Source organism: Streptomyces sp. NPDC006294, from assembly GCF_042870895.1.
In the GTDB taxonomy this organism is placed as follows: domain Bacteria; phylum Actinomycetota; class Actinomycetes; order Streptomycetales; family Streptomycetaceae; genus Streptomyces.
In genome coordinates this window covers 140,141-164,334 of record NZ_JBIAHV010000012.1, presented here as the reverse complement: position 1 = coordinate 164,334, position 24,194 = coordinate 140,141, and the positions used below count along the sequence as shown (strand labels likewise).

The 24,194-nt window shown below is 72.3% G+C and carries 27 protein-coding genes; 17 read left to right on the top strand and 10 right to left on the bottom strand.

The window, feature by feature from the left end:
- Window position 1 precedes the first annotated feature (1 nt).
- Both ACFYOP_RS22525 and ACFYOP_RS22520 read right to left on the bottom strand, forming a co-directional pair.
- Window positions 2–2,698, bottom strand: coding sequence for a GH32 C-terminal domain-containing protein (locus ACFYOP_RS22525; protein ID WP_356893157.1), 2,697 nt, complete (start codon window positions 2,696–2,698; stop codon window positions 2–4).
- 83 nt (window positions 2,699–2,781) lie between these two features.
- On the bottom strand, window positions 2,782–3,774 hold the full coding sequence (locus ACFYOP_RS22520; RefSeq protein ID WP_356893159.1) for a carbohydrate kinase: 993 nt from the start codon (window positions 3,772–3,774) through the stop codon (window positions 2,782–2,784).
- A gap of 277 nt (window positions 3,775–4,051) precedes the next feature.
- Between ACFYOP_RS22520 and ACFYOP_RS22515 the strand changes: the two genes are divergently transcribed.
- The 4 genes from ACFYOP_RS22515 (at window position 4,052) to ACFYOP_RS22500 (ending at window position 8,211) form a co-directional block, all read left to right on the top strand.
- The gene (locus ACFYOP_RS22515; RefSeq protein ID WP_356893161.1) at window positions 4,052–5,062 is read left to right on the top strand and encodes a sugar ABC transporter substrate-binding protein; all 1,011 of its coding nucleotides are present in this window, start codon (window positions 4,052–4,054) and stop codon (window positions 5,060–5,062) included.
- Between the two features lie 189 nt (window positions 5,063–5,251).
- Window positions 5,252–6,247 carry an ABC transporter permease gene (locus ACFYOP_RS22510; RefSeq protein ID WP_356893163.1) on the top strand — a complete coding sequence of 332 codons (996 nt, stop codon included), beginning with the start codon at window positions 5,252–5,254 and terminating at the stop codon, window positions 6,245–6,247.
- Entirely contained in the window at window positions 6,244–7,080 is an 837-nt protein-coding gene (locus ACFYOP_RS22505) for an ATP-binding cassette domain-containing protein (RefSeq protein WP_356893165.1), read from the top strand. The genes ACFYOP_RS22510 and ACFYOP_RS22505 overlap by 4 nt, the downstream gene beginning before the upstream one ends.
- Window positions 7,081–7,167: 87 nt before the next feature.
- A complete protein-coding gene (locus ACFYOP_RS22500; RefSeq protein WP_356893167.1) occupies window positions 7,168–8,211 on the top strand; it encodes a LacI family DNA-binding transcriptional regulator in 1,044 nt (347 codons plus the stop codon).
- A 127-nt stretch (window positions 8,212–8,338) separates the two neighbouring features.
- On the opposite strand, the gene ACFYOP_RS22495 is transcribed toward ACFYOP_RS22500, so the two are convergent.
- Both ACFYOP_RS22495 and ACFYOP_RS22490 read right to left on the bottom strand, forming a co-directional pair.
- Window positions 8,339–8,896 carry a hypothetical protein gene (locus ACFYOP_RS22495; RefSeq protein ID WP_356893169.1) on the bottom strand — a complete coding sequence of 186 codons (558 nt, stop codon included), beginning with the start codon at window positions 8,894–8,896 and terminating at the stop codon, window positions 8,339–8,341.
- A 66-nt stretch (window positions 8,897–8,962) separates the two neighbouring features.
- Window positions 8,963–9,148, bottom strand: a complete 186-nt coding sequence (locus tag ACFYOP_RS22490; protein WP_356893171.1) for a hypothetical protein — start codon at window positions 9,146–9,148, stop codon at window positions 8,963–8,965.
- A gap of 304 nt (window positions 9,149–9,452) precedes the next feature.
- Here ACFYOP_RS22490 and ACFYOP_RS22485 point away from each other — a divergent pair, with 304 nt between their 5' ends.
- The 11 genes from ACFYOP_RS22485 (at window position 9,453) to ACFYOP_RS22435 (ending at window position 20,628) form a co-directional block, all read left to right on the top strand.
- Window positions 9,453–9,803, top strand: coding sequence for an NADH-quinone oxidoreductase subunit A (locus tag ACFYOP_RS22485; protein ID WP_356893173.1), 351 nt, complete (start codon window positions 9,453–9,455; stop codon window positions 9,801–9,803).
- Window positions 9,794–10,993: a hypothetical protein gene (locus ACFYOP_RS22480; protein WP_356893175.1), complete on the top strand. Its 1,200-nt coding sequence runs from the start codon at window positions 9,794–9,796 to the stop codon at window positions 10,991–10,993. Before ACFYOP_RS22485 ends, ACFYOP_RS22480 begins: the two co-directional genes overlap by 10 nt.
- Window positions 10,986–11,915: a complex I subunit 1 family protein gene (locus tag ACFYOP_RS22475; RefSeq protein WP_356893177.1), complete on the top strand. Its 930-nt coding sequence runs from the start codon at window positions 10,986–10,988 to the stop codon at window positions 11,913–11,915. Before ACFYOP_RS22480 ends, ACFYOP_RS22475 begins: the two co-directional genes overlap by 8 nt.
- 9 nt (window positions 11,916–11,924) lie before the next feature.
- A complete protein-coding gene (locus tag ACFYOP_RS22470; protein ID WP_356893179.1) occupies window positions 11,925–12,485 on the top strand; it encodes an NADH-quinone oxidoreductase subunit J in 561 nt (186 codons plus the stop codon).
- On the top strand, window positions 12,482–12,787 hold the full coding sequence (locus ACFYOP_RS22465; RefSeq protein ID WP_356893181.1) for an NADH-quinone oxidoreductase subunit K: 306 nt from the start codon (window positions 12,482–12,484) through the stop codon (window positions 12,785–12,787). Before ACFYOP_RS22470 ends, ACFYOP_RS22465 begins: the two co-directional genes overlap by 4 nt.
- Window positions 12,784–14,832, top strand: a complete 2,049-nt coding sequence (locus tag ACFYOP_RS22460; RefSeq protein ID WP_356893183.1) for a proton-conducting transporter membrane subunit — start codon at window positions 12,784–12,786, stop codon at window positions 14,830–14,832. The genes ACFYOP_RS22465 and ACFYOP_RS22460 overlap by 4 nt, the downstream gene beginning before the upstream one ends.
- 3 nt (window positions 14,833–14,835) lie before the next feature.
- Window positions 14,836–16,341, top strand: a complete 1,506-nt coding sequence (locus ACFYOP_RS22455; RefSeq protein WP_356893185.1) for an NADH-quinone oxidoreductase subunit M — start codon at window positions 14,836–14,838, stop codon at window positions 16,339–16,341.
- Window positions 16,338–17,762: an NADH-quinone oxidoreductase subunit N gene (locus tag ACFYOP_RS22450; protein WP_356893187.1), complete on the top strand. Its 1,425-nt coding sequence runs from the start codon at window positions 16,338–16,340 to the stop codon at window positions 17,760–17,762. Before ACFYOP_RS22455 ends, ACFYOP_RS22450 begins: the two co-directional genes overlap by 4 nt.
- A gap of 118 nt (window positions 17,763–17,880) precedes the next feature.
- The gene (locus ACFYOP_RS22445) at window positions 17,881–18,633 is read left to right on the top strand and encodes a protein phosphatase 2C domain-containing protein (RefSeq protein ID WP_356893189.1); all 753 of its coding nucleotides are present in this window, start codon (window positions 17,881–17,883) and stop codon (window positions 18,631–18,633) included.
- 109 nt (window positions 18,634–18,742) lie between these two features.
- Window positions 18,743–19,855, top strand: a complete 1,113-nt coding sequence (locus ACFYOP_RS22440) for a CapA family protein (protein WP_356893191.1) — start codon at window positions 18,743–18,745, stop codon at window positions 19,853–19,855.
- Window positions 19,856–19,944: 89 nt separating this feature from the next.
- Complete coding sequence (locus tag ACFYOP_RS22435) at window positions 19,945–20,628, top strand: DUF899 domain-containing protein (RefSeq protein ID WP_356893193.1); 684 nt, start codon at window positions 19,945–19,947, stop codon at window positions 20,626–20,628.
- On the opposite strand, the gene ACFYOP_RS22430 is transcribed toward ACFYOP_RS22435, so the two are convergent.
- Window positions 20,625–20,747, bottom strand: coding sequence for a hypothetical protein (locus tag ACFYOP_RS22430; RefSeq protein WP_356893195.1), 123 nt, complete (start codon window positions 20,745–20,747; stop codon window positions 20,625–20,627). The genes ACFYOP_RS22435 and ACFYOP_RS22430 overlap by 4 nt on opposite strands.
- Here ACFYOP_RS22430 and ACFYOP_RS22425 point away from each other — a divergent pair.
- Entirely contained in the window at window positions 20,746–20,904 is a 159-nt protein-coding gene (locus tag ACFYOP_RS22425; protein ID WP_356893197.1) for a hypothetical protein, read from the top strand. The genes ACFYOP_RS22430 and ACFYOP_RS22425 overlap by 2 nt on opposite strands.
- A gap of 3 nt (window positions 20,905–20,907) precedes the next feature.
- Window positions 20,908–21,309, top strand: a complete 402-nt coding sequence (locus ACFYOP_RS22420; protein ID WP_356893199.1) for a DUF4267 domain-containing protein — start codon at window positions 20,908–20,910, stop codon at window positions 21,307–21,309.
- A 2-nt stretch (window positions 21,310–21,311) separates the two neighbouring features.
- Here ACFYOP_RS22420 and ACFYOP_RS22415 read toward each other — a convergent pair whose 3' ends face one another.
- The 5 genes from ACFYOP_RS22415 to ACFYOP_RS22395 form a co-directional block, all read right to left on the bottom strand.
- Window positions 21,312–21,659: a VOC family protein gene (locus ACFYOP_RS22415; RefSeq protein ID WP_356893201.1), complete on the bottom strand. Its 348-nt coding sequence runs from the start codon at window positions 21,657–21,659 to the stop codon at window positions 21,312–21,314.
- Window positions 21,660–21,698: 39 nt separating this feature from the next.
- Window positions 21,699–22,289, bottom strand: coding sequence for an IclR family transcriptional regulator C-terminal domain-containing protein (locus ACFYOP_RS22410; RefSeq protein WP_356893203.1), 591 nt, complete (start codon window positions 22,287–22,289; stop codon window positions 21,699–21,701).
- Between the two features lie 116 nt (window positions 22,290–22,405).
- A complete protein-coding gene (locus ACFYOP_RS22405; RefSeq protein WP_388452587.1) occupies window positions 22,406–22,681 on the bottom strand; it encodes a DUF6343 family protein in 276 nt (91 codons plus the stop codon).
- 143 nt (window positions 22,682–22,824) lie between these two features.
- The gene (locus ACFYOP_RS22400; RefSeq protein WP_356893207.1) at window positions 22,825–23,322 is read right to left on the bottom strand and encodes a hypothetical protein; all 498 of its coding nucleotides are present in this window, start codon (window positions 23,320–23,322) and stop codon (window positions 22,825–22,827) included.
- Window positions 23,323–23,470: 148 nt separating this feature from the next.
- Entirely contained in the window at window positions 23,471–24,154 is a 684-nt protein-coding gene (locus tag ACFYOP_RS22395) for a phosphoribosyltransferase family protein (RefSeq protein WP_356893209.1), read from the bottom strand.
- Between the last annotated feature and the right edge of the window lie 40 nt (window positions 24,155–24,194).

Genomic DNA, 24,194 nt, shown 5'->3' with positions numbered 1-24,194 from the left:
GTCAGTCGCGGTAGGACCGCAGCTGCCAGACCGTGACCTGGTCCACGCCGACAAAGCCGCCCTCCGCGAAGAGCTGGACGCCCTCGCTGTCCGGGTCGGGGAAGATCTGGTCCGTGATCACGGCCTGGCCGTCGCCGCCGAACACTTCCACCGACGACCAGTCGACCAGTATCCGGATCCTGACCTTGCCGTCCTCGGCCGCCAGCGGTGCCCGCTGGACGCCGGGGAAGTCATGGTGGAAGTCCACCGCGCCCGACTTCGTGCGGTCGACGTACAGCTCCTGGGTCTTCGCGTCGTACCCGACGACGGTCTCCTGCCCCTCGCCGGTGCGGACCTTGAGCCCGAACCGCTCGGCGTCGCCGAGGGCGAAGGTGGCCTGGAGGTCGAGGGCCTTCCCGTCGGCACGCCCCCCGGCCAGGGGCGTGGTGCCGTTCGTGACCGTGGTGTCGCGGACGCTGACGGCCCGGCCGGTGCGGAGCGACTGCACGGAGGCCACCGGCCGCTGGGTCAGGCGGATCCGGCCGTCCACGGTGCGCAGCGCCATCTCCCGCGGGATGCTCTGCGCGCTGCGCCAGGGGGAGGTGGGGATGCTGTTGCCGTACTGCCAGTTGTTCATCCAGCCGATCATGCGGCGCTTGCCGTCCGGAGCGTCCTCCCAGGAGACGGCGGCGTAGTAGTCCTTGCCGTGGTCGACCCAGTGGGCCCGCTGGACGTTGGAGGTCGCGGGCTGCTCCGCGGCGACGAAGTGGTCGGCCATGATGTGCCCCCAGCCGCCCTTGTTCATGTCGACGAGCTGGACGGCGGCCTGCTTGCCCCGGTGGGAGCGGAGGTCGAACGACGCCCAGTCGAGGCTGCCGCTGTCCGCGCCGGACACGCTCTGGACGACCTTGCCGTCGACGAGCAGGTTGACCGCGGTCTCGGTCGAACGGGGCCGGGCCGGTGTGTCGGAGAGCATGACCTGGTCCAGCAGGATGTGACCCCAGCCGCCGGTGTTCTCGTCGACGACCTCGATGTGCGCCTTGCGGCCGGCGAGGTCGCCGACGTCCCAGGAGGCCCAGTTGAGCGCCTCGGAGTCGGCGCCGGTGGCGCTGCGTACGATCCTGCCGTCGACGACGAGGCGGACGGCCGTGGGCGCTTCGGCACCGGAGGGGTGTCTGCCGCCGCCGACGAGGAAGTTGATGTGCTTCGCCGTGACGGTGAACTCGGGCGAGGTGAGGGTGCCCGTGGCCGAGTCGCCGCCTCGGAAGCTGTTCACCAGCCGGTCGCCGGTGTGCCCGGACACCTGCTGCTGGCCGGGAAGCGTCCCCGCGGCGGGGCCGTCGCCGAAGGCCGTGCCGGTGGCGGTCCAGGACCCGTAGCCGTCCTGTTCGAAGTCGGCGAGGACCGTGCCCTCCGGCGCCGGTGCGTCACCCAGGACCGAGCCCGGGACGTGCGGGTGACGGCCGCCGGCCACCTTGAAGTTGAGATAGGCGCTGTCCACGGTGAAGGGCGGCGAGGTGAGCGTGCCGGTCTCGGCGTCGTCGCCGTGGAAGCTGTCGACGAATCCCTGGCCCTCGACACCGCTCGTGCCGGACGTTCCGGGTGCGGGTGCGGGGACCGGTCCCGCGCCGAAGGCCGTGCCCGTCGTCGTCCAGTCGCCGTAGTCGCCGGCCTCGAAGTCCTGGACGACCAGCCCGGGCGGAGGCGTGTACGAGCCGTCGTCGTCGGGGGTGAAGCGGGTGCCGTCGAAGTCGCCGATGAAGTACTGCGCGGCCGAACCGCCGGCGATCCCGCCGGGATTGAGATTCACGACCAGTACCCACTTGGTGCGTCCGCTGTCCCCGTCGACGGGCAGTGGGAAGAGGTCGGGGCACTCCCACACGCCTCCGACCGCGCCGGCCGGGCCGAAGTCGCTCAGGTGCGTCCAGCTCTTGAGGTCCTTCGAGGAGTAGAAGCGGACCTTGTGCTCGGTGGACAGCGACACCGTCATCAGCCAGCTCTTCGTCGGCGCGTACCACTGCACCTTCGGGTCGCGGAACTCCCTCGAGCCGATGTCGAGGACCGGATTGCCCTCGTACTTGGTCCAGGTGCGGCCGCGGTCCGTGCTGTACGCCAGCGACTGGGCCTGCCTGCCGTCCCTTTTGTACGCGCTGGTGTAGACGGCCACCATGGCGGGGTCGTCCTTCGTCCCGAAGCCGCTGGTGTTCTCGTGGTCGACCACCGCGCTGCCGGAGAAGACCATCTCCTCGTCGTCGTGCGGGATGGCGAGCGGCAGCTCCTTCCAGTGCACCAGGTCCTTGCTCACGGCATGGCCCCAGGACATGTTGCCCCAGGTGTTGCCGCTGGGGTTGTACTGGTAGAAGAGGTGGTACTCGCCCTTGAAGTACACCAGCCCGTTGGGGTCGTTCATCCAGTTCTTCTCCGGGGAGAAGTGGAACTGGGGCCGGTAGGTCTCGGTGTGGGGCGCTGTGCCGGTCGCCGCCGCCTGGGGGACCGCGGCGGTGACGGCGAGGGCGCACGTCGCGGCTGCCGCGGCGACGAGGCGCAGCCGGGCACGTCGGTACACGGGGCCTGGGCTCCTTGTGTCTCCTGCACTGTGGGCGGCGGCGTCGTGTCCGCGTCCGCTGCGGTGGCACGACGCCGAGGGGATCGCGCAGTGCCGGGCGGGTGGGGTCGGCCGGCAGTGTGTGTCAGCGATGACATATGTCAGCGATGACATCGCTTGGGCAGTGATGATGAGCGTGCCCGAGCCGGTCCGTCAATGGTTGCGGCAGAGCCACCGGGACGGGAACCGGTGACGGTCTATGGTCGGACGGCCGTCGCCGGCTGTCTCAGCTCGCGCTCCCACGGCGGGTTCGGCCCGCTGACCGAGCAGGTGAGCGCGGCAACCCTGGCCGCGAACGCGCACGCCTCGGCGACGTCGTCGAGGCCCACATCCGCCAGCCGGCCACCGAGCAGTCCCCGGGCTCCGAGGTGGTGGAGAAGCCCGGCCGTGAAGGAGTCACCGGCCCCGATGGTGTCCACGACGGCGGTCGCCGGCGCCGGCACCGTGACCCGCTCGCCGTCCAGCGAGGCGGTCGCGCCGCGCCCCCCGAGAGTGACGACGACGAGCCGGGCGCCTGCGGCGTGCCAGACGTCGCAGGCCCGGTCGACCGGGCAGCCGGGCAGCAGCAGCTCCAGGTCGTCCTCGCTCAGGCGCAGCACGTCGGCGACGGCGCACCAGCGCGGCAGCCGTTCGCGGTAGACCTCGGGCGCCACGAGCAGTGGCCGGACGTTGGGGTCGAGGCAGATCGTGGCGGTGGCCGAGGTGCGGAGGAGGAACTCCTCCACGACCCGGCCGCCGGGTTCGCGGACGAGGGCCAGGGAGCCCGAGTGCAGGCAGGCGGTGGACGTGAGGTCCGTCGCGGACAGTTCGTCCGCGGTCCACTGCCAGTCGGCGGTGCCCTGGGCGTGGAACGAGTACGCCGCCTGGCCGGTCCCGTCGAGCTCGGCGACGGCCAGGGTGCTCGGCTCCCCGGCGCGGACGGCCTGGGAGAGATCGACGCCGGATGCCTCGAGGCGGCGACGGAAGAGGCGCCCGAACACGTCGTCCGACAGCCGGGCCAGCAGGCGGGCGGGCGTGCCCAGCCGGGCGAGTGCCACGGCCGTGTTCGCCGGGCCGCCGCCCGGCAGCACCCGCAGGGCGAGTTCGTCCGGCGCGGACACGGACTCGGGCGCGGACACGGACTCGGGCGCGGGGACGGTGAAGGCGTCGGCGACGCATTCGCCGAGGACGGTGACCTGAGGCAGGCGCATGGCTGTTTCTCTCCGGGTAGGGCGGCGCGGGGGCGGCGCGCCGCGGAGGGGGTGCCCGAGGGGCGGCGCCGCCGCAGTGCGGCCGCTGTCGCGGCGTTGCGGATTTGTGACGGCCTCAAGGCATTGACGTTGCGGGGAGACGGAGTCCATCATCCTCCGCAAGCGGTGTCAACGATGACATAGGTCAACGATGACACCGGCCCCGGCAACAACCTCCCCGCGCCGCAGTGCCCTTGGACAGCGCGGCCGCTCCGCCCGAGAACAGCAGGAGTCAGTCATGCCCCGTAACAACCGTGCCGTCACCACTCTGGTCAGAGTGGCCGCCTGCACCGCCGCCGCGACGCTCGCACTGACGGCCTGCGGCTCCGGCGCACAGGACTCGGACGACGGGTCGGTGAAGGTCGGCCTGATCACCAAGACGGACACCAACCCCTTCTTCGTGAAGATGAAGGAGGGCGCCGAGCAGGCCGCGAAGAACAGCGGTGTCGAGCTGGTCAGCGCGGCCGGCAAGTTCGACGGGGACAACGCGGGCCAGGTCACCGCCATCGAGAACATGGTGAACTCCGGTGTGAAGGGCATCCTCATCACGCCCAACGACTCGAAGGCGATCGTCCCCGCTCTCGAGAAGGCCCGCGCCAAGGGCGTCATGGTCATCGCCCTGGACAGCCCGACCGAGCCGCAGGATGCCACCGACGCCCTCTTCGCCACCGACAACGTCAAGGCGGGCGAACTCATCGGCGCGTACGCCAAGGCCGCCCTGGCCGGCAGGAAGGCGAAGATCGCGACGCTCGACCTGGCGCCCGGGGTCGCCGTGGGCACGCAGCGGCACGAGGGTTTCCTCAAGGGCTTCGGTGTCCCCGAGAGCGACCCGTCGATCGTGTGCCGCCAGGACACCGGCGGAGACCAGGCCAAGGGACAGACGGCCATGGAGAACTGCCTCCAGAAGGCCCCCGACATCAACGTCGTCTACACGATCAACGAACCGGCCGCGCTGGGCGCCTACACGGCGCTGAAGGCCAAGGGGCTGGAGAAGAAGGTGCTCGTCGTCTCCGTCGACGGCGGCTGCACCGGCACGAAGGCCGTCAAGGACGGCAAGATCGCCGCCACTTCGCAGCAGTACCCGCTCAAGATGGCGGCCCTGGGCGTCAAGGCCGTCGCGGACTTTGCCGAGAGCGGCAAGAAGGCCACCGGCTACACCGACACCGGCGTCACGCTGATCACAGACCGGGCACAGGCGGGGGTCGACGCCAAGGACACAGCGTACGGCCTGGAGAACTGCTGGGGCTGAGCCCCGGCGCCCGTCCGGCCGCTCCGCGGCCGGACGGTCCGACCCGGCCGTGACCTCGGGGCCCCGGCGGCCACCCCGCAGGTCCGGCGCACACCTGCCGCCGGCGACGACCTCCGGTACGCCGCCCGCACGAACGTCCCGTACCGCCACTGGCACGCACATGCAATCCATCACCGGCCAAGGACCACCATGACTGCGACGACCACGCCCTACGCCCAGCTGAAAGGACCGACCGCGGTCCGCCGGCTGATCGCCACACCCACCGCGGGCCCACTGGCGGCGCTCCTGCTCGCCTGCGTCTTCTTCTCGCTGACGACCGAACAGTTCCTGTCCGGCGGCAACTTCTCCCTGATCGTCCAGCAGGTCATGGTCGTGGGCACCCTCGCCATCGGCCAGACCCTGATCATCCTGACCGCCGGCATCGACCTCTCCTGCGGCGCGGTCATGGCGTTCGGCAGCATCGTCATCGCCAAGACGGCAGCTCAGGGAACGCTTCCCCCGCTCGCCGCGATCACCCTCGGGCTGGTGGTCTGCGGCGGCTTCGGCCTCCTCAACGGCCTGCTCGTGCGGATGATCCCGCTGCCGCCCTTCATCGTGACGCTGGGCATGCTCAACGTGGCGTTCGCGCTCACGCACATCTACTCCGCCGAGCAGACGGTGACCGATCTGCCCGCACCGCTCACCGCGCTCGGCGAGACCTTCCCGCTGGGCCGGACCGACATCACCTACGGCTCCCTCGTCACCATCGCCCTGTTCCTGGCCTTCGCCTACGCGCTCAGCAGCACCACATGGGGCCGCCACGTCTACGCGCTGGGCAACAGCCCGGAAAGCGCGCGGCTGAACGGCATCCGCACCTCCCGGCTGACCATCGGCATCTACACGCTCGCGGGGCTCGTGTACGGCGTCGCGGCGCTGCTGCTCATATCCCGTACCGGCGTGGGCGATCCGCAGGCCGGACAGACCGACAACCTCGACAGCATCACCGCCGTCGTCCTCGGCGGGACCAGCCTCTTCGGCGGCCGCGGCGCCGTACTCGGCACCTTCATCGGCGTACTCATCGTCGGCGTCTTCCGCAACGGGCTCCAGCTGATGGGCGTCGCGTCGATCTACCAGACGCTGATCACCGGCATCCTGGTGATCCTCGCCGTGACCGTCGACCAGATCTCACGGAAGAAGACGCGATGAGCACCGACACGGCCACCACACCCGTCCTCCAGGCCCGCGGCCTCGTCAAGAAATACGGCCAGGTGACCGCCATCGACGGGGCCGACTTCGACCTCATGCCCGGCGAGGTGCTCGCCGTCATCGGCGACAACGGAGCCGGCAAGACCAGCCTGATCAAGGCGCTGACCGGCGCGATCGTCCCCGACGAGGGGGAGATCCGACTGGGCGGGAAGCCCATCCGGTTCAGCGGCCCGCAGAGCGCACGCGAGCACGGCATCGAGACCGTCTACCAGGACCTCGCCGTCGCGGCCTCCATGGACATCGCCTCCAACATGTTCCTCGGCCGCGAACTGCGCCGCCCCGGCCTGCTCGGCAGCGCGTTCCGCATGCTCGACAAGAAGCGGATGCGGGAGGAAGCCGCCGCCCACATGGCCGATCTGAAGATCGGGCTGCGCTCCCTCACTCAGGCGGTGGAGACCCTTTCCGGCGGCCAGCGCCAGGCCGTGGCCGTCGCCCGCGCCGTGGCGTGGGCCAGGAGTGTCGTGGTGATGGACGAGCCCACCGCGGCGCTGGGCGTCAGGGAGTCGGGACAGGTGCTCGATCTCATCCGCCGGGTTCGGGACAGGGGCATGCCCGTCGTCCTGATCAGTCACAACATGCCCCATGTGTTCGAGATCGCCGACCGGATCCATGTGCACCGGCTCGGCCGGCGGGAGGCACTGATCAGGCCCTCCGACCACTCCATGGCCGAGGTGGTCGCCATCATGACCGGGGCGCTCACGGTCCAGAGCGACGGAGGTACCGTCGTCACGGACGCCGACGCCGCCAGGGCCGCAGGCGTGTCAGCCCACTGAGCAGGCTCGCAACCGAGCCGGCTCGGAGAAGACAGCGGGCCCGGTCCACACGGGCCGGGCCCCGAGGACGCACAGGAACGGTGGTACATGGCCGCGACCCGCCGCCCCACTCTGGCCGATGTCGCCCGAGAAGTGGGTGTCAGCGCCAAGACGGTCTCCCGGGTGCTCAACGAGGACGGTCCGAGCTCCCCGCAGACTCGGGAGCGCGTCCTCGCCGCGGTGGCGAAACTCGGGTTCCAGCCCAACCTGATGGCCCGGAACATCCGCGTCGGGGGCCCCGACACCACCGTGGGGCTCGTCGTGCCCGACCTGGGCAACCCGTTCTTCGGAACGGTCGCCGGCGGAATGGAGGACGCGATGCGCAGCCGCGGACTGACCCTGCTCATGGGCTCCTCCGCCGAAGACCCCGAGCGGGAGCGGGTGTTGACCCAGACCTTCCTGGCCCGCCGGGTCAGCGTCCTGATGGTGGTCCCCGCGTTCGGCGCCGACCACGGCTATCTCAAGGCGTCGCGCGCGGCCGGGCTGCCGGTGGTGTTCCTCGACCGCCCCGGAGTCGGACTGTCGGCCGACTGCGTCGTCAGTTCCAACCGGACCGGCGTCCACGAGGGCGTCTCGCATCTCATCGCGCAGGGCCACCGGCGCATCGGTTTCATCGGTGACCTCCCCGCGAAGCTCTGGACCCGCCGCGAGCGTCTCGCCGGCTACCGCTCGGCGCTCGAGGACGCGGGGCTGCCCTACGACCGCACCCTGGTGACCGGCGCCCACGGCCAGGAGACCGCCGCTGCCGCGACCACCGAACTGCTGGGCCTCGCCGACCCGCCCACCGCCCTGTTCGCGGGCAACAACATCGTGGCCATGGGGGTGGTCGCCCAACTGGCCCGCGCCGCGCGCAAGGACGTCGCGCTGGTCAGTTTCGACGACCTCCCGCTCGCCGACGTGCTCGAACCGGCTCTGACCGCCGTGGCGCAGGACCCGGCAGCCATCGGCGAGGCCGCGGCCAGGACCGCCCTCGCCCGCCTGGACGGCGACCGCTCCCGTGCCCGTACTGTCACCGTCCCCACGCGCCTGGTCGTCCGCGGCTCCAGCAGGCCGCCACGGCGTGTCCGGGCGTCGGCGGAAGCGGGCAGCTGACCAAGACCGTGGCGGCGGACGGGCAGCGCCCGGTGCGGCCACGCAGGCGGCGAGCCCCCTGCGTGGCCTGGCGCCACCGCGACTGCGCGCCGCCGGGGGAAGCGCCCGGTTGTGTGTACGAGGGCGGTCACGTCCCGCCGCGTACGAGGGCGGTCATGACGTCCGCTCCGGCGCCGGCCGCCGGTCGTGGATGTGGAGACCCCGGAGGTCCCATGCCTCGACCTCGTAGGGGACCGGCGCAGTACCGGACGTCGTTGCCCGCAGGCGCCACGGTGCGCCACCGACCGGATAGAGACGCAGCGTGAGAACCTGCCCCTCGGCCGTGAACACCTCGGCGGCGCAATGGTCGAGCAGGACACGGATGTCCGCCGGCCCGGACGATGGGCTGGTACCAGCGCCCGGCACGCAGGGCCGAGTAGAAGGCGACGAGTTCGCCGCCTGCCTCCACGGCGTTGCCCGTCCACACGCCGTCCGCGTCGTCGCCCTCGGGAGTGGGGGACAGGGCCATGGGCAGCAGTTCCCAGTCGAGCAGGTCCTTGCTGCGGAAGTGACCCCAGTGCATGTCGGCATGGCGGGCGCTGCCCGGGTTGTACTGGAAGTGCCCCGCACCTTGTCCGGTGCGGGGCCGGAGCGGGTCGCGGCGTGTCCGACCACGGACCAGGACCTGCCGACCTGTGCCGGACACCCTCGACGCCGACGGGCACGTCGGTTGACGCGCGGCACCGCATGACCGGCCCCAGCGGCCACGACGTCACAAGGGGCTCTGATCCTCGCCCCCCTGCGGCTTCTCCTCGGCGCTGCGCGGCTCGCCCGACTCGTCGGCCCGTTCCGCGGTGTCCCCGGCCTTCTCGTCGCCGGGCCTGCTCTTCCCCTTCTCGTTCCTCTCCTCATCGAGGCGCTTGCGGACCTCTTCCGGCTTGTCTCCGAGCTGGTTCACAACCCACTCCTTCGCCACTGGCGGCGTGATGTCGCCGACAGCCTCACACGGGCCCGAACCGCCCGCACCCGGGCAGGCGGTGCGGGACCGGCGGCAGGCATCTGGGTCAGTGCGGGATTGACCCCCCGTCAGGCGGGGTACCGGTCGGCCCTGCCTCTGTGTGCGGACGGGAAAGGAGCGACGATGGCTGAGCGACACGGCGATGCGGCCGGCCCCGGGGGACGGGACGCCGGGCCATGGCCGCGAACCGGGCACTGCCTGCGCGGTTCCTCCGGAACGCCGCCCCGCCCGACCGGATCGTGACATGGATGGATTCACCGCCGCGCTCGCGCTGCTCGCGTTCGTGCTGCTCGCCCTGGGCGCCGTCCACGGCGCGGCATGGCTCGTACGAGTGACGTCCGACCCCTTGACCGCCCAGCCGTTCGGCTCCGGTCTCGAGCCGGCCGAGCACGCGGTGAGCCGGTTCCATGTGCGCTGGTATCCGGTGACGATGCTCTTCCTGGCCTTCGACATGGAGATGGTCTTCATGTACCCGTGGACCCGGGTGGTCTCCGCCATGGGACCGAGCGCCGTGATCGAGATGTTCGTCTTCCTCGGGGTGCTGGTCGCCGGGGTGCTCTACGCCTGGCGGGAGGGCGCGCTGCGATGGACCTGACGGCCGTGCTGTCGCGTGCGGCGGCCGTACGCCCGCGCGTGCTGCTCGTGACGATGCCCGTGGCCGGCACGCAAGTACGGCTGGCCGCCGAGCGGGAGTTCGCCGTACGGGACCTTCCCGTCGCACTCACCCCTGCCGACGCCGACCTGCTGCTCGTCGCGGGGCCCCGCTGCCCGGCCCTGGACGAGGCCGTCGACCGGCTGTGGCGGGACATGCCCGCTCCACGGGCCCGGGTGCGTGCGGAGCGGGCCGGAGAAGTGGCCCCGGCTCTCGCGTCCGGCCGCGCGCGGCTCGCCGACGCCGCCGGTCAGCGTGCCGGCCTGCTCGCCGCTGCGAGCGGCGGGGACGACGGGTCCCCGTCCCACGACGCGGCGGACGGTGGTGACGCGCACCAGATGCCGGCCGGACTGCCGATGGCCGAGCAGGGGCCGGACCGTGACGGCCTGGCCCTCGACCGACTGCATGTTCCCCTCGGCCCGCTGCTCGCCGACTGGCCGTCCGGCCTGACGCTCCGTCTGACCCTGCAGGGAGACGTCGTACAGGAGGCTCGCATCGAGACGGCGGCGCCGTTCCCCACGGCAGCCGCCCCGTCGTTCTGGTCCGAGCCGTGGGCCCGGGCGATCGCCGGCGAACGGGTCGAGGCGGGGGAGGCGGCCCGACGCCGGGCCGCCTCCCACCTGGACAGTCTGGCCCGCCTCCTCGCCGTCGCCGGATGGCCCGCGACGGCCACGGCCGCCCGGCGGCTGCGGGACGACCTCCTCGCCGGTGCGGCGGCGGACGCCGTACGGCCAAGGGCGCGGCGGCTGGCCGCGCGGGTCGGCCGGTCGCGCACGCTGTACTGGCTGACCCGGGGCATCGGCCCGCTGACCGCCGGCGAGGCGGCGGCCGCCGGAGTGGGCGGGCCCGCCGCGCGGGCCGACGGGGACGTACCGGCCCGCTACCGGCTGTGGCTCGCCGCCGTACTCGACGACCTGGACCGGCTGGCGGACACCTCGGCGCTCGACCCGGGCCGCGACGAGGGACCGCGCGGCCCTCTGGACGGGCGTCGCAACCCGTCGGCCGCTCTGGCGGAGGTGCTGCCACGGCTGCTGGAGGGCGCGGAACTGGCGGCGGCCCGGCTGATCGTGGCGAGCCTCGACCCGGACCCGGAGGAACTGACGGGCCGTCCGGCGGAGGTGGCCCGTGGTTGAGGTCGCGCCGTGGTGGTCCCTGCTCGTCGCCCCCGCGCTGCTGCTGCTCCTGGCCCTGTGCGCGGTAGCCGGCGACGCCCTGCTGGCCGCCGCCGTGGCCGGACGTCCGGCCACGGCGTCCGCGGCCCTGCGCCCGCTGCTCGACGTGCCCCGGCTGCTGGTCGCCCAGCCCCGCCGGACGCCGGCCGCCGACGTCCTGCTGTGGCGGCTGGGCGTACTCGTCGTCCCGGCGGCGGCCGTACTGTCCGTCCTCGTCGTGCCGTTCGGTCACCGTGTCATCGCCGACCTGGAGGTCGGCGTCGTCTGGTTCAACGCCATGGAGGTGCTGACCTGGGGCGGCCTCTGGCTGGCGGGCTGGGGCCCGAACTCCGCCTTCGCCCTGGTCGGCGGCTACCGCTTCGTCGCCCAGGGTCTGGCCTACGAACTGCCGCTGATGTTCGCGCTCATCTCGGCCGCCACCGGAGCCGAGTCGCTGCGCCTGGGGGACATCGTCGCCGCGCAGCGGGGCCTGTGGTTCGCGGTGTGGATGCCGGTCGCGTTCGTCGTCTATCTGGCGAGCGTGCTGGCGTTCAGCTTCCTGGGGCCGTTCGACCACCCGGCCGGCCGGGACATCGCGGGCGGCGTACTCGGCGAGACCTCGGGAGTCGACCGGCTGCTGCTGCGGGCGGGCCGGTGGCTGCTGCTGGCCGCGGGGTCCGCCATGGCGGTGCCGCTGTTCCTGGGCGGCGGCGCCGGGCCGCTGCTGCCCGCATGGGCCTGGTCCCTGGTGAAGACCCTCGCCGTGCTCGGACTGCTGGTGTGGGCGCGGCGGCGGGTGCCGACCGTGCGGGCCGACCGGTACGTGGAGTTCGCCTGGGTCGTCCTCGTTCCGCTGACCATCCTGCAGACGCTGGTCCCGGCGCTCGTCGTGCTGGGCCGATAGGAGGTGACGGTGTCCGCTGTCCTGTTCGCGGTACTGGCCGTGCTCGCCCTGGTCAGTGCCTTTCTGGTGTTCCGCCTCGATTCCATGGCCCGGGTGACCTTCGCGCTGCTGGCCTCGCTGTGCTTCGCCGGGGGCGAGGTGATCCTGCTCGGGCTGCCGTATCTGGGGGTGGTCGTCGTGCTGATGATGGTCATGGAGATGGTCATCATGGCCGTGTTCATGATCGCGTACATGATGAACCCGGCGGGGCTGATGCCCATGTCGATGGTCCACAACAAGCGCGGCTCCCTGGCCATCAGCATCGTGACGTTCCTGGGCCTGGCCGCCGGCATCCTCCTCGTACCGTGGCCGCGCCGGCGGGGCACGGCCCCGGCGGACACCACCTTCCAGGTGGGGGAGTCGCTGATGGGCCCTCACATGCTGACGATGATCACGCTCGGGTTCGCCCTGCTCGCCACCATCGTGGCGGCGACCGTCCTGGCGACCGACCGGGGCCGCTACGACCGCTTCGGCGACGACCTCGACCGACGCCCGGCCATCGACCCGGCGGGCGGAGGAGTGGGCCGGTGATCCTCGAACTCTTCCTGCTCCTCGCCGCCGGGCTGTTCTCGATCGGTCTGTACGGCGCGCTGTCCCAGCAGTCCATCGTCATGATCATGATGGGCATCGAGCTGATGATCGGCGCCGTCATCCTGGCCGCCGCCGCGTTCTGGTACTTCCTGGCCCCCGACGCGGCGAGCGGACAGGTGATCGTCGTGGCCGCGGTGGTCGCGATGGCCGTGGAGATGGCCATGGGCTTCGCGGTCACCACGGCCATTTTCCGGTCCCGCGAGGTCGACATGGCCGACATGGCGGAGGACCTCAAGGGATGACCGCACTGCTGTGGGCGCTGGTGGCCCTCCCGCTGTTCACCGGCGGCGCGCTGGCCGTGGCCGGCCGGGCGGCCGACCGGTTCGCTCCCGCCGTCGGCGTGGCCGTCGCGCTGGCGGCGCTCGGCCTGGCGGTCGCGACGGGCGTCGGCAGGCCCGCCGTCCGGGCGCCGCTGTTCGCGGGCATGGAGGCCGGGCTGCGGGTGGACGGCCTGTCCGCGGTGATGGTGATCACCGTGGCCGCGGTCACCACCGTCGTACTCGTCTTCGCCGCCGGACAGCCGGACCGATCGGCCGGGTCGCCGGACCGCCCCGCCGGGCAGCCGGACCGCCCCACCGGGTCGGAGCGATCGGCCGGACACTCGGACCGCGCCGCCGGGCAGCCGGGCCGCACCGCGGGCCGCGCCCGGTTCTTCGGGCTGATGCTGCTGTTCGCCGGGGCCATGCTGGTCACCGTCACCGCGACCACGCTGCCCCTGCTGCTCATGGCCTGGGAGATCATGGGCGCCGCCAGCTGGGCGCTCATCGGCTTCCGGTGGCACGAGCAGCACCGCGTCCACGCGGCGGACACCGCCTTCCTCACCACCCGCGCCGCCGACCTGGGCCTGTATCTGGCCGCCGGCGCGGCCGTCGCGGGCGGCGTCGGCTCACTGGAGCTGGCCGCCCTGCGCACCGCCGACTCGCCGTGGCTCCATGTGGTGACCGCCGGCGTGGTCCTGGCGGCGCTGGGCAAGTCGGCCCAACTGCCGTTCTCCTTCTGGCTCTCCCGGGCCATGGAGGGCCCCAGCCCGGTCTCGGCGCTGCTGCACTCGGCGGCCATGGTGGCGGCGGGCGCCTATCTGCTGCTGCGGCTGCACCCGCTGCTGACCGCCACCGCATGGGCCGGACCGCTCGTCGCCTGGACGGGAGCCGCCACCGCCGTGCTGCTGGGCGTCGTGGCGCTCGCGCAGACGGATCTCAAGCAGTTGCTCGCGGCCTCGACCTGCGCGCAGGTCGGGTTCATGGTGCTGGCCGCCGGCGCCGCCGGTGTGGCGGGCGGCACCGCACACCTGGTGGCGCACGCCGCGGTCAAGGCCGGGCTGTTCCTCGCCGCGGGCTTCTGGCTCAGCGCCCTGGGCACCAAGCACCTGCCGGCACTGCGCGGCGCCGCCCGCGCGTACCCGCTCGTGGGCGCCTGCTTCGCCGTCGGCGCCCTGGCACTGGCCGGACTGCCGCCGCTGTCGCTGTGGGCGACCAAGGACGAGGTGCTGGCCGCGGCGTACGAACGCGACACCGCCCTGTACGCGGCCGGCCTGACGGCCGCCGCCGTCTCGGCCCTCTACAGCGTCAAGGCCCTCTGGTTCGTACTGCGTCCGCCGCCGGCTGTCGCCGCGTCCCGCGACCCCGAGCGCACCCGTACCCGCGGCACCGGGTGGGCGGCGGGCGCGCCGCTGGTGGTGCTCGCCCTCGGCGCCGCCACGCTGGGCGTACTGGCGCTGCCGGGCGTCGCCCGCGCGCTGCGCTCGGCGGTGGGCGCCCCCGGCGAACCCGCCCCGCACCTCTGGGAGGTCATCCTCTCCGCGGCCGTCGCCCTCGCCGCCGCGGCTCTCGTCCGGTGGCGCGGCCCGGGCCCGGCCCCGGTACCGGGCGCCGTACGGCGGTGGGCGGCCGGGTGGCTGGGGCTGGAGCGGGCCGCGCACCTCCTCGTCGCCCGCCCGGTCATGGCGCTGGCCCGGACGCTGGCCGCCTTCGACGACCGGGTCGTCGACGGAGCCGTCCGCGGGACGGCACGGGCCGGCCGGGAACTGGCCCGGTCCTCGGCCGCGTTCGACGACCGGGTCGTCGACGGGGCGGTGCGGCAGGCGGCGCGCGGGGGCCTTGCGAGTGCCCGGCTGGCGCGCCGCGCGGACGACGGCGGCATCGACGCGCTGGTGAGCGCCGTCGCCGCCGGCGCGCGCCGGCTCGGCGGCCTGGCGCGCCGCCCACAGACCGGGCTGCTGCACCAGTACTACGCCCAGGCCGCGGTGGGCTTCGCCGTGCTGGTCCTGATCCTGCTGTTGGTGAGGTAATCCATGCTGACCCTCGTCGTCTTCCTGCCGCTGCTGGTCTGCGTCGTGCTGTGGCTCTGGCCGCGAGCCCTGCCCGACCGGGCCTGCACGACGGTGTGGACCGCGACCGCCGCGCTCGACCTGGCCCTGATCGTCGCCCTGTGGGCCGGCTTCGACAACGGCGGCGGCCTCCAGTACGAGCAGCGGACCTCGTGGATCCCCGGGGCCGGGGTGAGCTACCACGTCGGCGTCGACGGACTGTCGCTTCCCCTGGTGGCGCTGACCTGCCTGCTGTTCCTCGCGGTCGCCGTGTACTCGCTGCGCGAGACCCGCCGGGTCCGCAACTACGCGTGCCTCTTCCTCTTCCTGCAGTCGGTCTCCCTGGGACTGTTCGTCGCCCTCGACCTGATTCTGTTCTTCGTCTTCTTCGACCTGTCCATCGTCGGCATGTTCTTCGTCATCGCCGGGTGGGGCCACGGCGAGCAGGGCCGGGCGGCCGCCCTCAAGTTCTTCCTCTACACCTTCATCGGATCCCTCGCGCTGCTGCTCGGCTTCATCGGCCTGTTCCTGGCCGCCGACCCCCACACCTTCGACATGGTGGAACTGGCCGCGGCCGACCCGCTGGCCGGCCGGGGAACCTACGCCGGGCTGGTGCTGCTCGCGATCGGCGTCGGACTGGCCGTCAAAACACCCACCGTGCCCTTCCACACCTGGCTGCCGCCCGCGCACACCGACGCCCCCGCCGCCGGGTCGGCGATCTTGGCGGGCGTGCTGCTGAAGATGGGGACGTACGGCTTCGTCCGTATCGCGATGCCCATCCTGCCCGGCAGCTGGCGCGACCATGCGCTGGTGTTCATCGTCGTCGGCGCGGTCTCCGCCGTCTACGGGGCACTCGTCGCCCTCGGACAGACCGACTTCAAACGGATGATCGCCTACACGTCCGTCAACCACATGGGATACGTCATCCTCGCGGTCGGCGCCGCGGGCGTGCTCGCCGACACCGACACACAGGCCCGCGCCCTGGCCGTCACCGGAGCCGTCGTCCAGATGGTCAGCCACGGGCTGCTCACCGGGGCGCTGTTCCTGCTGTGCGGCGTGCTCCACGACCGCGGCGGGACGTACGCCATCGACGCCTATTCCGGGCTCGCCGGGCCGACCCCGCGGTTCGCCGGCGTCACCGCCGTCGCCGCGTTCGCCAGCCTGGGCATCCCCGGCTTCTCCGGGTTCATCGCCGAGTTCCAGATCTTCACCGGCAGCCTCGCCTCCCAGGCCACCGCCACCGCCGTCGCCGTCACCGGCATCCTGCTGACCGCCGCCCTGTTCCTGCGCGCCCTGCGCCGTATGCTCCTGGGCCCGACACGACTGCCCGGCTCCGTCCGCACCGGCGGCTTCGGCGATCTGGCCCCCATCGAGGCCGTCTCCATCGTGCCGCTGCTGGGCGTCGCCCTGGTCATCGGCGTCCTGCCGCGCCTGCTGCTGGACGTGATCGAGCCCGCCGGCCGCGCCCTGGCCGAACTGGTCGCCCGATGAACGACAACCTCGCCGCCCTGCTGCCAGAGACCGCCCTGCTCGCCGCGGCCGTCGTCGGCCTCCTCGCCGGGTCCTGGCTGCCCCGCCGCCACCAGTGGGCCGTCGCGGTGCTGGCCGCCGCGGCCTGCCTGGCCGGCCTCGCCGCCACCGCCGTCACGATGGCCACCGGCCGAGAACAGACGGTCTTCTCCGCCTCCTTCGCCGTCGACGCGGCCACCGACGCGGGACGCCTGATCGTCCTCGGCGCCCTGCTGCTGATCCTGGCCACCTCGGTGGAGACGGTGCGCGGCCACAAGAGGGAGAGCGAGTACTACGTGCTGCTCCTGCTCTCCGCCGCGGGCACCCTCGCCATGATCGGCGCCAGTGACCTGCTGACGCTCTTCGCCGGCTACCTGCTCGCCAGCGTCCCCGCGTACGCGCTCGCGGGCTTCGCCAAGGACGCCTACGCCACCGAAGCGGCGATGAAGTACTACCTGATGGGCGCCGCCCTCGGCACGACCATGCTCGCCGGCGTCACGCTGCTGTACGGCGCCGGCCGCGCGACCGTCTACGGGCAGTTGCACGAGAACCTGCCCGCGGCGCCGCACGCGGTGGTGGCCCTCGGACTCGTCGCCGTCCTCAGCGGCCTGCTGTTCAAGACCGGCTCGGTGCCGGCGCACTACTGGGTGCCCGACGTCACCGAGGGCACCAGCGCCCCGGTCGCCGCGTACGTCACCACGCTGCCCAAGATCGGCGGGCTGGTCGCCGCGTTCCGGCTCGTCCACCAGGCGCTGCCGGCGCAGACCGTCGACTGGCCCCTGCTGGTGGCCGTGCTCGCCGCCGCCTGCATGACACTGGGCAACCTCGCGGCCTTCTTCCAGACCTCCGTCAAACGGCTCCTGGCGTACTCCACGATCAGCCAGGTCGGCTACCTGCTCATGGCCGTCGCCGTCGCCACCCGCAGCGGCCTCGCCCAACAGGCGCTGCTGTTCTACCTGGCCGCCTACGCCCTGACCAACATCGCCGTCTTCTCCGTGGTCACCGAACTCCCCAACGCCCGGACCCTGGACGACTACCGTGGCCTCGCCCGCCGCCGGCCCGCCCTCGCCGCCGTACTCGTCGTCTGCCTGCTCGGCTTCGTCGGAACCCCGCCCACCGGCGTCTTCCTCGGCAAACTCGAAGTGTTCAGCGCCACCGTCGACGGCGGCTACACCTGGCTGGCCGCCCTCGCCGTCGCCAACACCGTCGCCTCCCTCTTCTACTATCTGCGCTGGCTCGGCCCGCTCTTCCGCCCCGTCCCCGACGATCTGCCCGCCCGTACACACCTCGTCCTCGGCCGCTGGTCCGCGACCGCCGCCTACACCGCCGGCGGCGCGTCCCTCGCCCTCGGCATCGCGGGCGGGGCGGCGATCCCGCTCACTCTCGGCCCCCTTCTGCGCTGACGGCCCGGCCACGGGCCCCGCCACGCAAGGGACCCCCGCCGGACGCGCCCCACGACGCCCACCGCGCGACGATGGTGGATACGGGACGCGTCGGTCGTTCCGGAGAGGCGGCACGGTGATGCGGTACGTGACGGTGACGGCCCTGAGCCACCCGGGGCTGGTCCGCGATCACAACGAGGACAGCGTCGTGGTCGGCCCGTGGACGCTGTGCGGCACCGTGACCGAGAATCCGCAGACGCTCATCTTCCCCCTGGGCACGCCGCTCGTCGTCGCGGTCGCCGACGGCATCGGCGGGCAGCCGGGTGGCGAGGTGGCCAGCGCACTGGTCGTCCGGCATCTGGCGTCGTACGGCCCCTCCCTGGACAGCGAGGAAGCGGTCCGTGACGCGTTGAACGAGTGCAACCACGCGGTGTACGCGGCGGCCGAACGCGATCCCGAGCTACTCACCATGGGCACCACGGTCGCGGGCGCCGTCGTCCTGGAGGAGTCGCTGCTGGTGTTCAACGTGGGCGACAGCAGAGTGCTCGACGCGTCCGGGGACGAGCTCCGCCGGCTCAGCGTGGACGACAGCCCGCCGCTGTCGCCGGGGCGGCGCACCACCTCACTGGTCACCCAGGCGCTCGGCGGCGGCCACCGGTTCAGCGCCGTCACCCCCCACATCACGATGTCGCCGCTCTCCGCGGCCGATCGCATCCTGGTGTGCACGGACGGGCTGACCGACCCCGTGCCCGAGGACGTGCTCCGCGAGCTGCTGCGGACCCACGACGGCGGCAGGGCGGCCTACGAGATGTGGAAGTCCGCCGTCGAGGCGGGCGGCCCCGACAACATCACCCTCGCGCTGATCGGCGTCGGCGGTGACGACGACCAGTAGGGGAGCCGCCGTCGCCGGGTAAGAGACGACCGGCGACCTCGCCCCGTACCGCCCGTCGCGCCCGGGCCCACGTTGTGAAACCTCCGCCGCATGGTTCTAACCTGGGGAAATGGGCAGTGGCCTGGTCACTCTGTTCCTCTGCGGCGATGTCATGCTCGGCCGCGGTGTGGACCAGATCCTGCCGCATCCCGGCGACCCGGCACTCTGCGAGGAGTACATACGCGACGCCCGCGCCTACGTCGAGCTCGCGGAGGCCGCCAACGGCCCCATTCCCCGCCCCGTCGACCCCGCATGGCCCTGGGGCGACGCGCTCCAGGTCCTGGACGCCGCCGCGCCCGCCGCCCGGATCGTCAACCTCGAGACCGGCGTCACCCGGCACGACACGTTCGCGCCCGGCCGGTACGTCCACTACCGGATGAACCCCGACAACCTCCCCTGCCTGGCCGCCGCCCGCCCCGACGTCTGCGCCCTGGCCAACAACCACGTTCTCGACTTCGGCCGCCCCGGACTGGCGGAGACCCTCGACGCCCTGGCGGCCGCGGGTCTGCGGACGGCGGGCGCGGGGCGCAACGCCGACGCGGCGAAGCGTCCCGCGGTCGTCCCCGTGGACGGCGGCCACAGGGTCCTGGTCCTCGCCCTCGGAATGCCCTCCAGCGGCATCCCCGAGCACTGGGCGGCGACGGAACACCGCGGCGGGGTGCGGTTCATGGCCGGAGCATCGCAGGCCGCCGCGTACGAAACACTCGGCCTGGTACGGCAGACGAAGCGGCCCGGCGACATCGTGGTGGCGTCCGTCCACTGGGGCTCCAACTGGGGATACACCGTCCACCGGGACCAGACCGCCTTCGCACACGCGCTGATCGACGGCGGCGTGGACGTCGTGCACGGCCACTCCTCGCACCATCCCCGGCCCCTGGAGACGTACCGGGGGAAGCTCGTCCTCTACGGATGCGGCGACTTCATCGACGACTACGAGGGCATCACCGGCTATGAGGAGTACCGGGACGACCTGCGGCCGCTGTATCTCGTCTCGGTCGAGCCGAACACTGGCCGCCTCGCCGACGTCCGCGTCACCCCCTTGCAGGCCCGGCGGATGCGCCTGCGGCACGCCTCGTACGAGGACTCCCGTTGGCTGCGCGCACTCCTCGACCGGATCGGTCACGGCTTCCGCGCGAGCGCCGACTCCGATCCGGCGGGCACGTTCGTCCTCCGGCCGTCGTGACGGCGGCATCTGTGCCCGTTGCGGTGTCGGTGCACAGCAGACCGTCCCTCCATGGCCAATATGGACTCCGACTGGAGGGTGACATCACCATGAAGACGCCTCAGATCGTCACGCCGCAGGAGTGGGAGGCGGCGCGCGAGCAGCTGCTCGTGAAGGAGAAGGAGCTGACCCGCGCCCGGGACGCGCTGGCCGCGATGCGCCGGCGGATGCCGTGGACGGCCGTCGACAAGGAGTACGAGTTCGAAGGACCCGGCGGCAGGGCGAGCCTGCCCGACCTGTTCGAGGGCCGTCGTCAGCTGATCGTCTACCGCGCCTTCCTCGAGTCCGGAGTGTCCGGCTGGCCGGACCACGCGTGCGTCGGCTGCTCCATGGTGGCCGACCACGTCGCCCACCTCGCGCATCTGAACGCCCGCGACACCACTCTCGTCTTCGCCTCCCGCGCGCCGCAGCCGGACATCGAGCGCGTGAAGGCGCGGATGGGCTGGACGATGCCCTGGTACACGATGCTCGACGACTTCGACGCCGACTTCGGCGTGGACGAATGGCACGGCACGAACGCGTTCATCCGCAACGGCGACAGCGTGTTCCGTACGTACTTCATCAACAACCGCGGTGACGAGGCGCTGGGGACCACTTGGAGCTACCTCGACATGACCGCGCTCGGGCGGCAGGAGGAGTGGGAGGACTCGCCGGAGGGCTACCCGCAGACCCCGCCCTACCAGTGGTGGAACTGGCACGACGCGTACGGCGACACCGAGCCGGCGCGCGGCTAGTCGCCCTTTGCGCCGCGTGGCCGGCCCGCCGGCGTGCACGCGATGACGAGGAAATCGAGCCGTTCCTCCTGGCCCTCCGGGGGGATGCGGCCGCTGTCACCGAGAGAGGAAGCAACCATGCTCACCAACGTCGCGGCCGTGCCGGCCGGACTGATCGGCGCAGGCATCGTCTTCATCGGCGCACGCGCCTTCTGGGCACCGCAGGCCGCGGCCGGCTTCGGCATCCCCGACACACCGACCGGGGAACGCAGCTTCCAGGCCTGGCTGACCGTCTAGGCCGTGCGAGACATAGCCTCGGGGCTCTTCGTCTTCATCCTGCTGGTTGGCGCGACACCCCAGCTGCTGGGCTGGTTCATGCTCGCCGCCACCGGCATTCCCGTCGGTGACGCCCTGATCGTGCTGCGCAACAACGGGCCCCAGGGCGACCGCTTACGGCATCCACGGAGCCACCGCCGCGGTCATGCTCGTGATCAGCGTGCTCCTGCTCGTCGCGTAGCCGTCAGAAACGGCCTTGCGGTCCGGTCGGCGGGGACGTCGTGCCCCAAGTGCCGGCGGAGCAGTGCGAGTTCCTGTGCGGGGAGCGAGTCCGGGAGGCCGAGGGTGAGCGGGAACTCGTATACGTCGGCCACGGCCGCAAGGCATACGAGCCCCGCGCCGGGGCATGCGACGCGGCGACCGTGATGTCAGCGGTGGCCCAGCACATTGATCACCCGGCCGCCGGGGTCGCGGACGAAGAACCGCCGGACGCCCCACTCCTCGTCCTGCAAGGGATGCACGATCTCCGCGCCGCTGTCCCGCACCACCGCGTACGCCGCGTCCACGTCGTCCACCTCGACACTCATGTCGGGCGTGACCGGTGCGGTCTTGTCGGCGGTCATGAAGCTCACCTGTGCCGCCGGAGCGGACGGTGAGGCGAGTGTCGTGATCCAGCCGAGGTTCATGACCTCCTCGAAGCCCAGCAGGCCGTAGAACTCCCGGTTCTCCTGCTCCGCGTCCGACTGGAAGACGGGCATGACACGGCGAACAGACATTGACGACTCCTGATGCGATCGGCGGTGTCCCTGGGACACCTACTCGGTGGACTGTCGGCGCGCGGCGTCCAGTTCGTGGCTCATCCGCTCCGCCGCCTCGGACAGGTCGGCGATCCAGTTCTGCAGCTCGGCGTCCCGGTTGACGGGAACGACCACGCTCAGGCTCGCGGTGACGACGCCCGCGGAGAAGACCGGAACGGCGACGCCGCTGACACCCTCCTGCAACTCGTCGCGGGAGTACGCGTATCCCGCCTTCGTATGGTCGTCGACCGGCACCACACTCGCCGGGCACGCCGTCGTCGGCACCGGGGACGAAGGCCGCAGTCCCACGAACTTGTCCGCGGTCTGGCCGTCGGCCGTGGGCACCTCCACCAGTTCGAGACCGCCCTGCAAACCGCTCAGCAGAAAGCTCTTGCCGGACGAGAACGCCCCCAGAAGCGCCACGTTGAGCAGGGCGGAGGCCGCACGCGTCCGCAGCCGCTTCACCGTGTCGGCGTCCCCGCGCAGTTCCCGCGGCCACTCCGCCGGCGTCTGGGGTGCGCCGGCCGCGGCACGCAGCCACACCTCGCACCGGTCGAGGACGGTGCGCAGCTCATCGCGTGTCCCTTCCACGTCCCAAGGCACAGTCACGGCACAGGTATAGCCCACCGCGATAGCCCACCGCGACCACGCAAGTGGGCGATCGGGCAATATGGTTGGACGGCCGACGGACCGGCCCGCCCGGCACCGGTGCGGCTACGGGGAGTTCACCCCCGCGGGCGTTCCCGGGCCCGTCTGCGGAGGATGACGACGAGGTCGAGGGCCGCGACGATCGTCAGGAGACCGCAGCCACCGGCGAGCAGGCCCAGTTCCCAGCGGCTCGGGGAATCGCCCGGACCGGCCGCCGCCGTCCACACCACGAACAGCGCCGTGAGCGCGGCGAACAGCACCACTCCGGCGCAGGACAGCACCAGACGCAGCCCAAGCGCGCTACGAGCCGTGACAGGTTCCGTCCCGGTCCTTTCGTACCGCCGCCCGATCATCCCCGAACGCGAACGGGGAACGGGATCCGGGCGGCGGCGACGGGGAGACGTCATGGTGCTGTTCCCTTCCTCTCTTCCGGCATCCGGACCACCTCCGTCACCCGGGCCGCGGGCACGCCGGCGCTGTGCGCGGTCCGGCCCGCTCAGTGCCGCGGCTTCGCCTCGTAGCGGGGGCCGAGGTCAGGAGTGTCGGATCCGCCCAGTTCGGTGACGAGCCGGTGGGTGACGACGAGGTCGTGGAGCAGCGGCCGCGTCTCGTCGGGAGTGCGTCCGGCGGCACGGGCGATCTCGTCCAGATGGGCGCCTTCGCCGCCGTGCTCCTGCTGGACGCGGACGAGGCAGCGGAAGAGCTGCTCATGGTCCTCGGTGTAGTCGCGGCCCCGGCCCCGGAACGCCGGTTCCGTCTTCTCGGCGGGGGCGGCACGGGTCGCCGAATCGCCGGTGCGCGAGCCCTGCTTGCCGCGGTGGATCGGGGCGGTCTTCTCCTCGTGAGTGAGGGTGGAACGATGCGGCATGTGCGTGCGCTGTTTCGACGCCCCGGTCGTCGTGCCCTCGGCGCTCGGTGACTGCCCGGCCCGTTCGGCCTCGTGGGCCGCCGCACGGCGCTGCTCCTCGTCGCCTTCCATCTTCTTGCGCACCATGATGTGCTCCTTCGCTGTCGGCACGGCCCGACGGCCGCTGAGAGCTGTACGGCGGGTGGGTCACACACGGCCCTCCCTCGCGGAGTGCGGCAGGGCCCTGTACCGGTACCCGTCGTTCCCCCGGTGACACAGCACACGGCGTGCGCGCTCAGGACGCGGACCCCCGGCCGTGGTTCTGCGCCGGCGAACCGCCGAAGCGGGCCAGCGTGGCGATCACCTCGTCGTCGGAGACCTGGGCGAAGTCCTCGTACCACTCGCCGACGGCCCGGAACGCGCTCGGCTGATGCAGGCACACGATGTCGTCGGTGTCCTGCCGCAGCGCTTCCACGGCCTGCGGGGACCCGACCGGCACCGCGAGGATCAGCCGGCCCGGGTTCTGGGACCGCAGATGCCGCAGGGCGGCACGGGCGGTGACGCCGGTGGCGAGCCCGTCGTCGACCACGATGACGGTCCTGCCCTCGAACTCGGGCGCCGGACGTCCGCCCCGGTACAACTCCTCACGGCGGTGCAACTCCGCCCGCTCGCGGGTCACGTCGCCCGTGAGGTCCGACTCGGTCAGGCCCAGCATCTTGAGGGACCGCGGGTCGTAGACCGGCGGGTCGTCGCCGGCGATCGCCCCGATGCCGGTCTCCGGACGGCCGGGGACGCCGATCTTACGGGCCACCAGCACGTCCAACGGCACCTTGAGGGCGTCGGCGACCTCCGCGGCGACGGGCACGCCGCCCCGCGGCAGGGCCAGGACGAGCGCGTTCGCGAGGTCCCCGGAGGCCGCCCATTCGAGCAGTCTCACGGCGAGTTCCTGACCGGCGTGACGGTGGTCGTGGAAGTACATGGCATTCCTCCGGGCTGGTGCTGCCGCGTCCCGGCCGGTG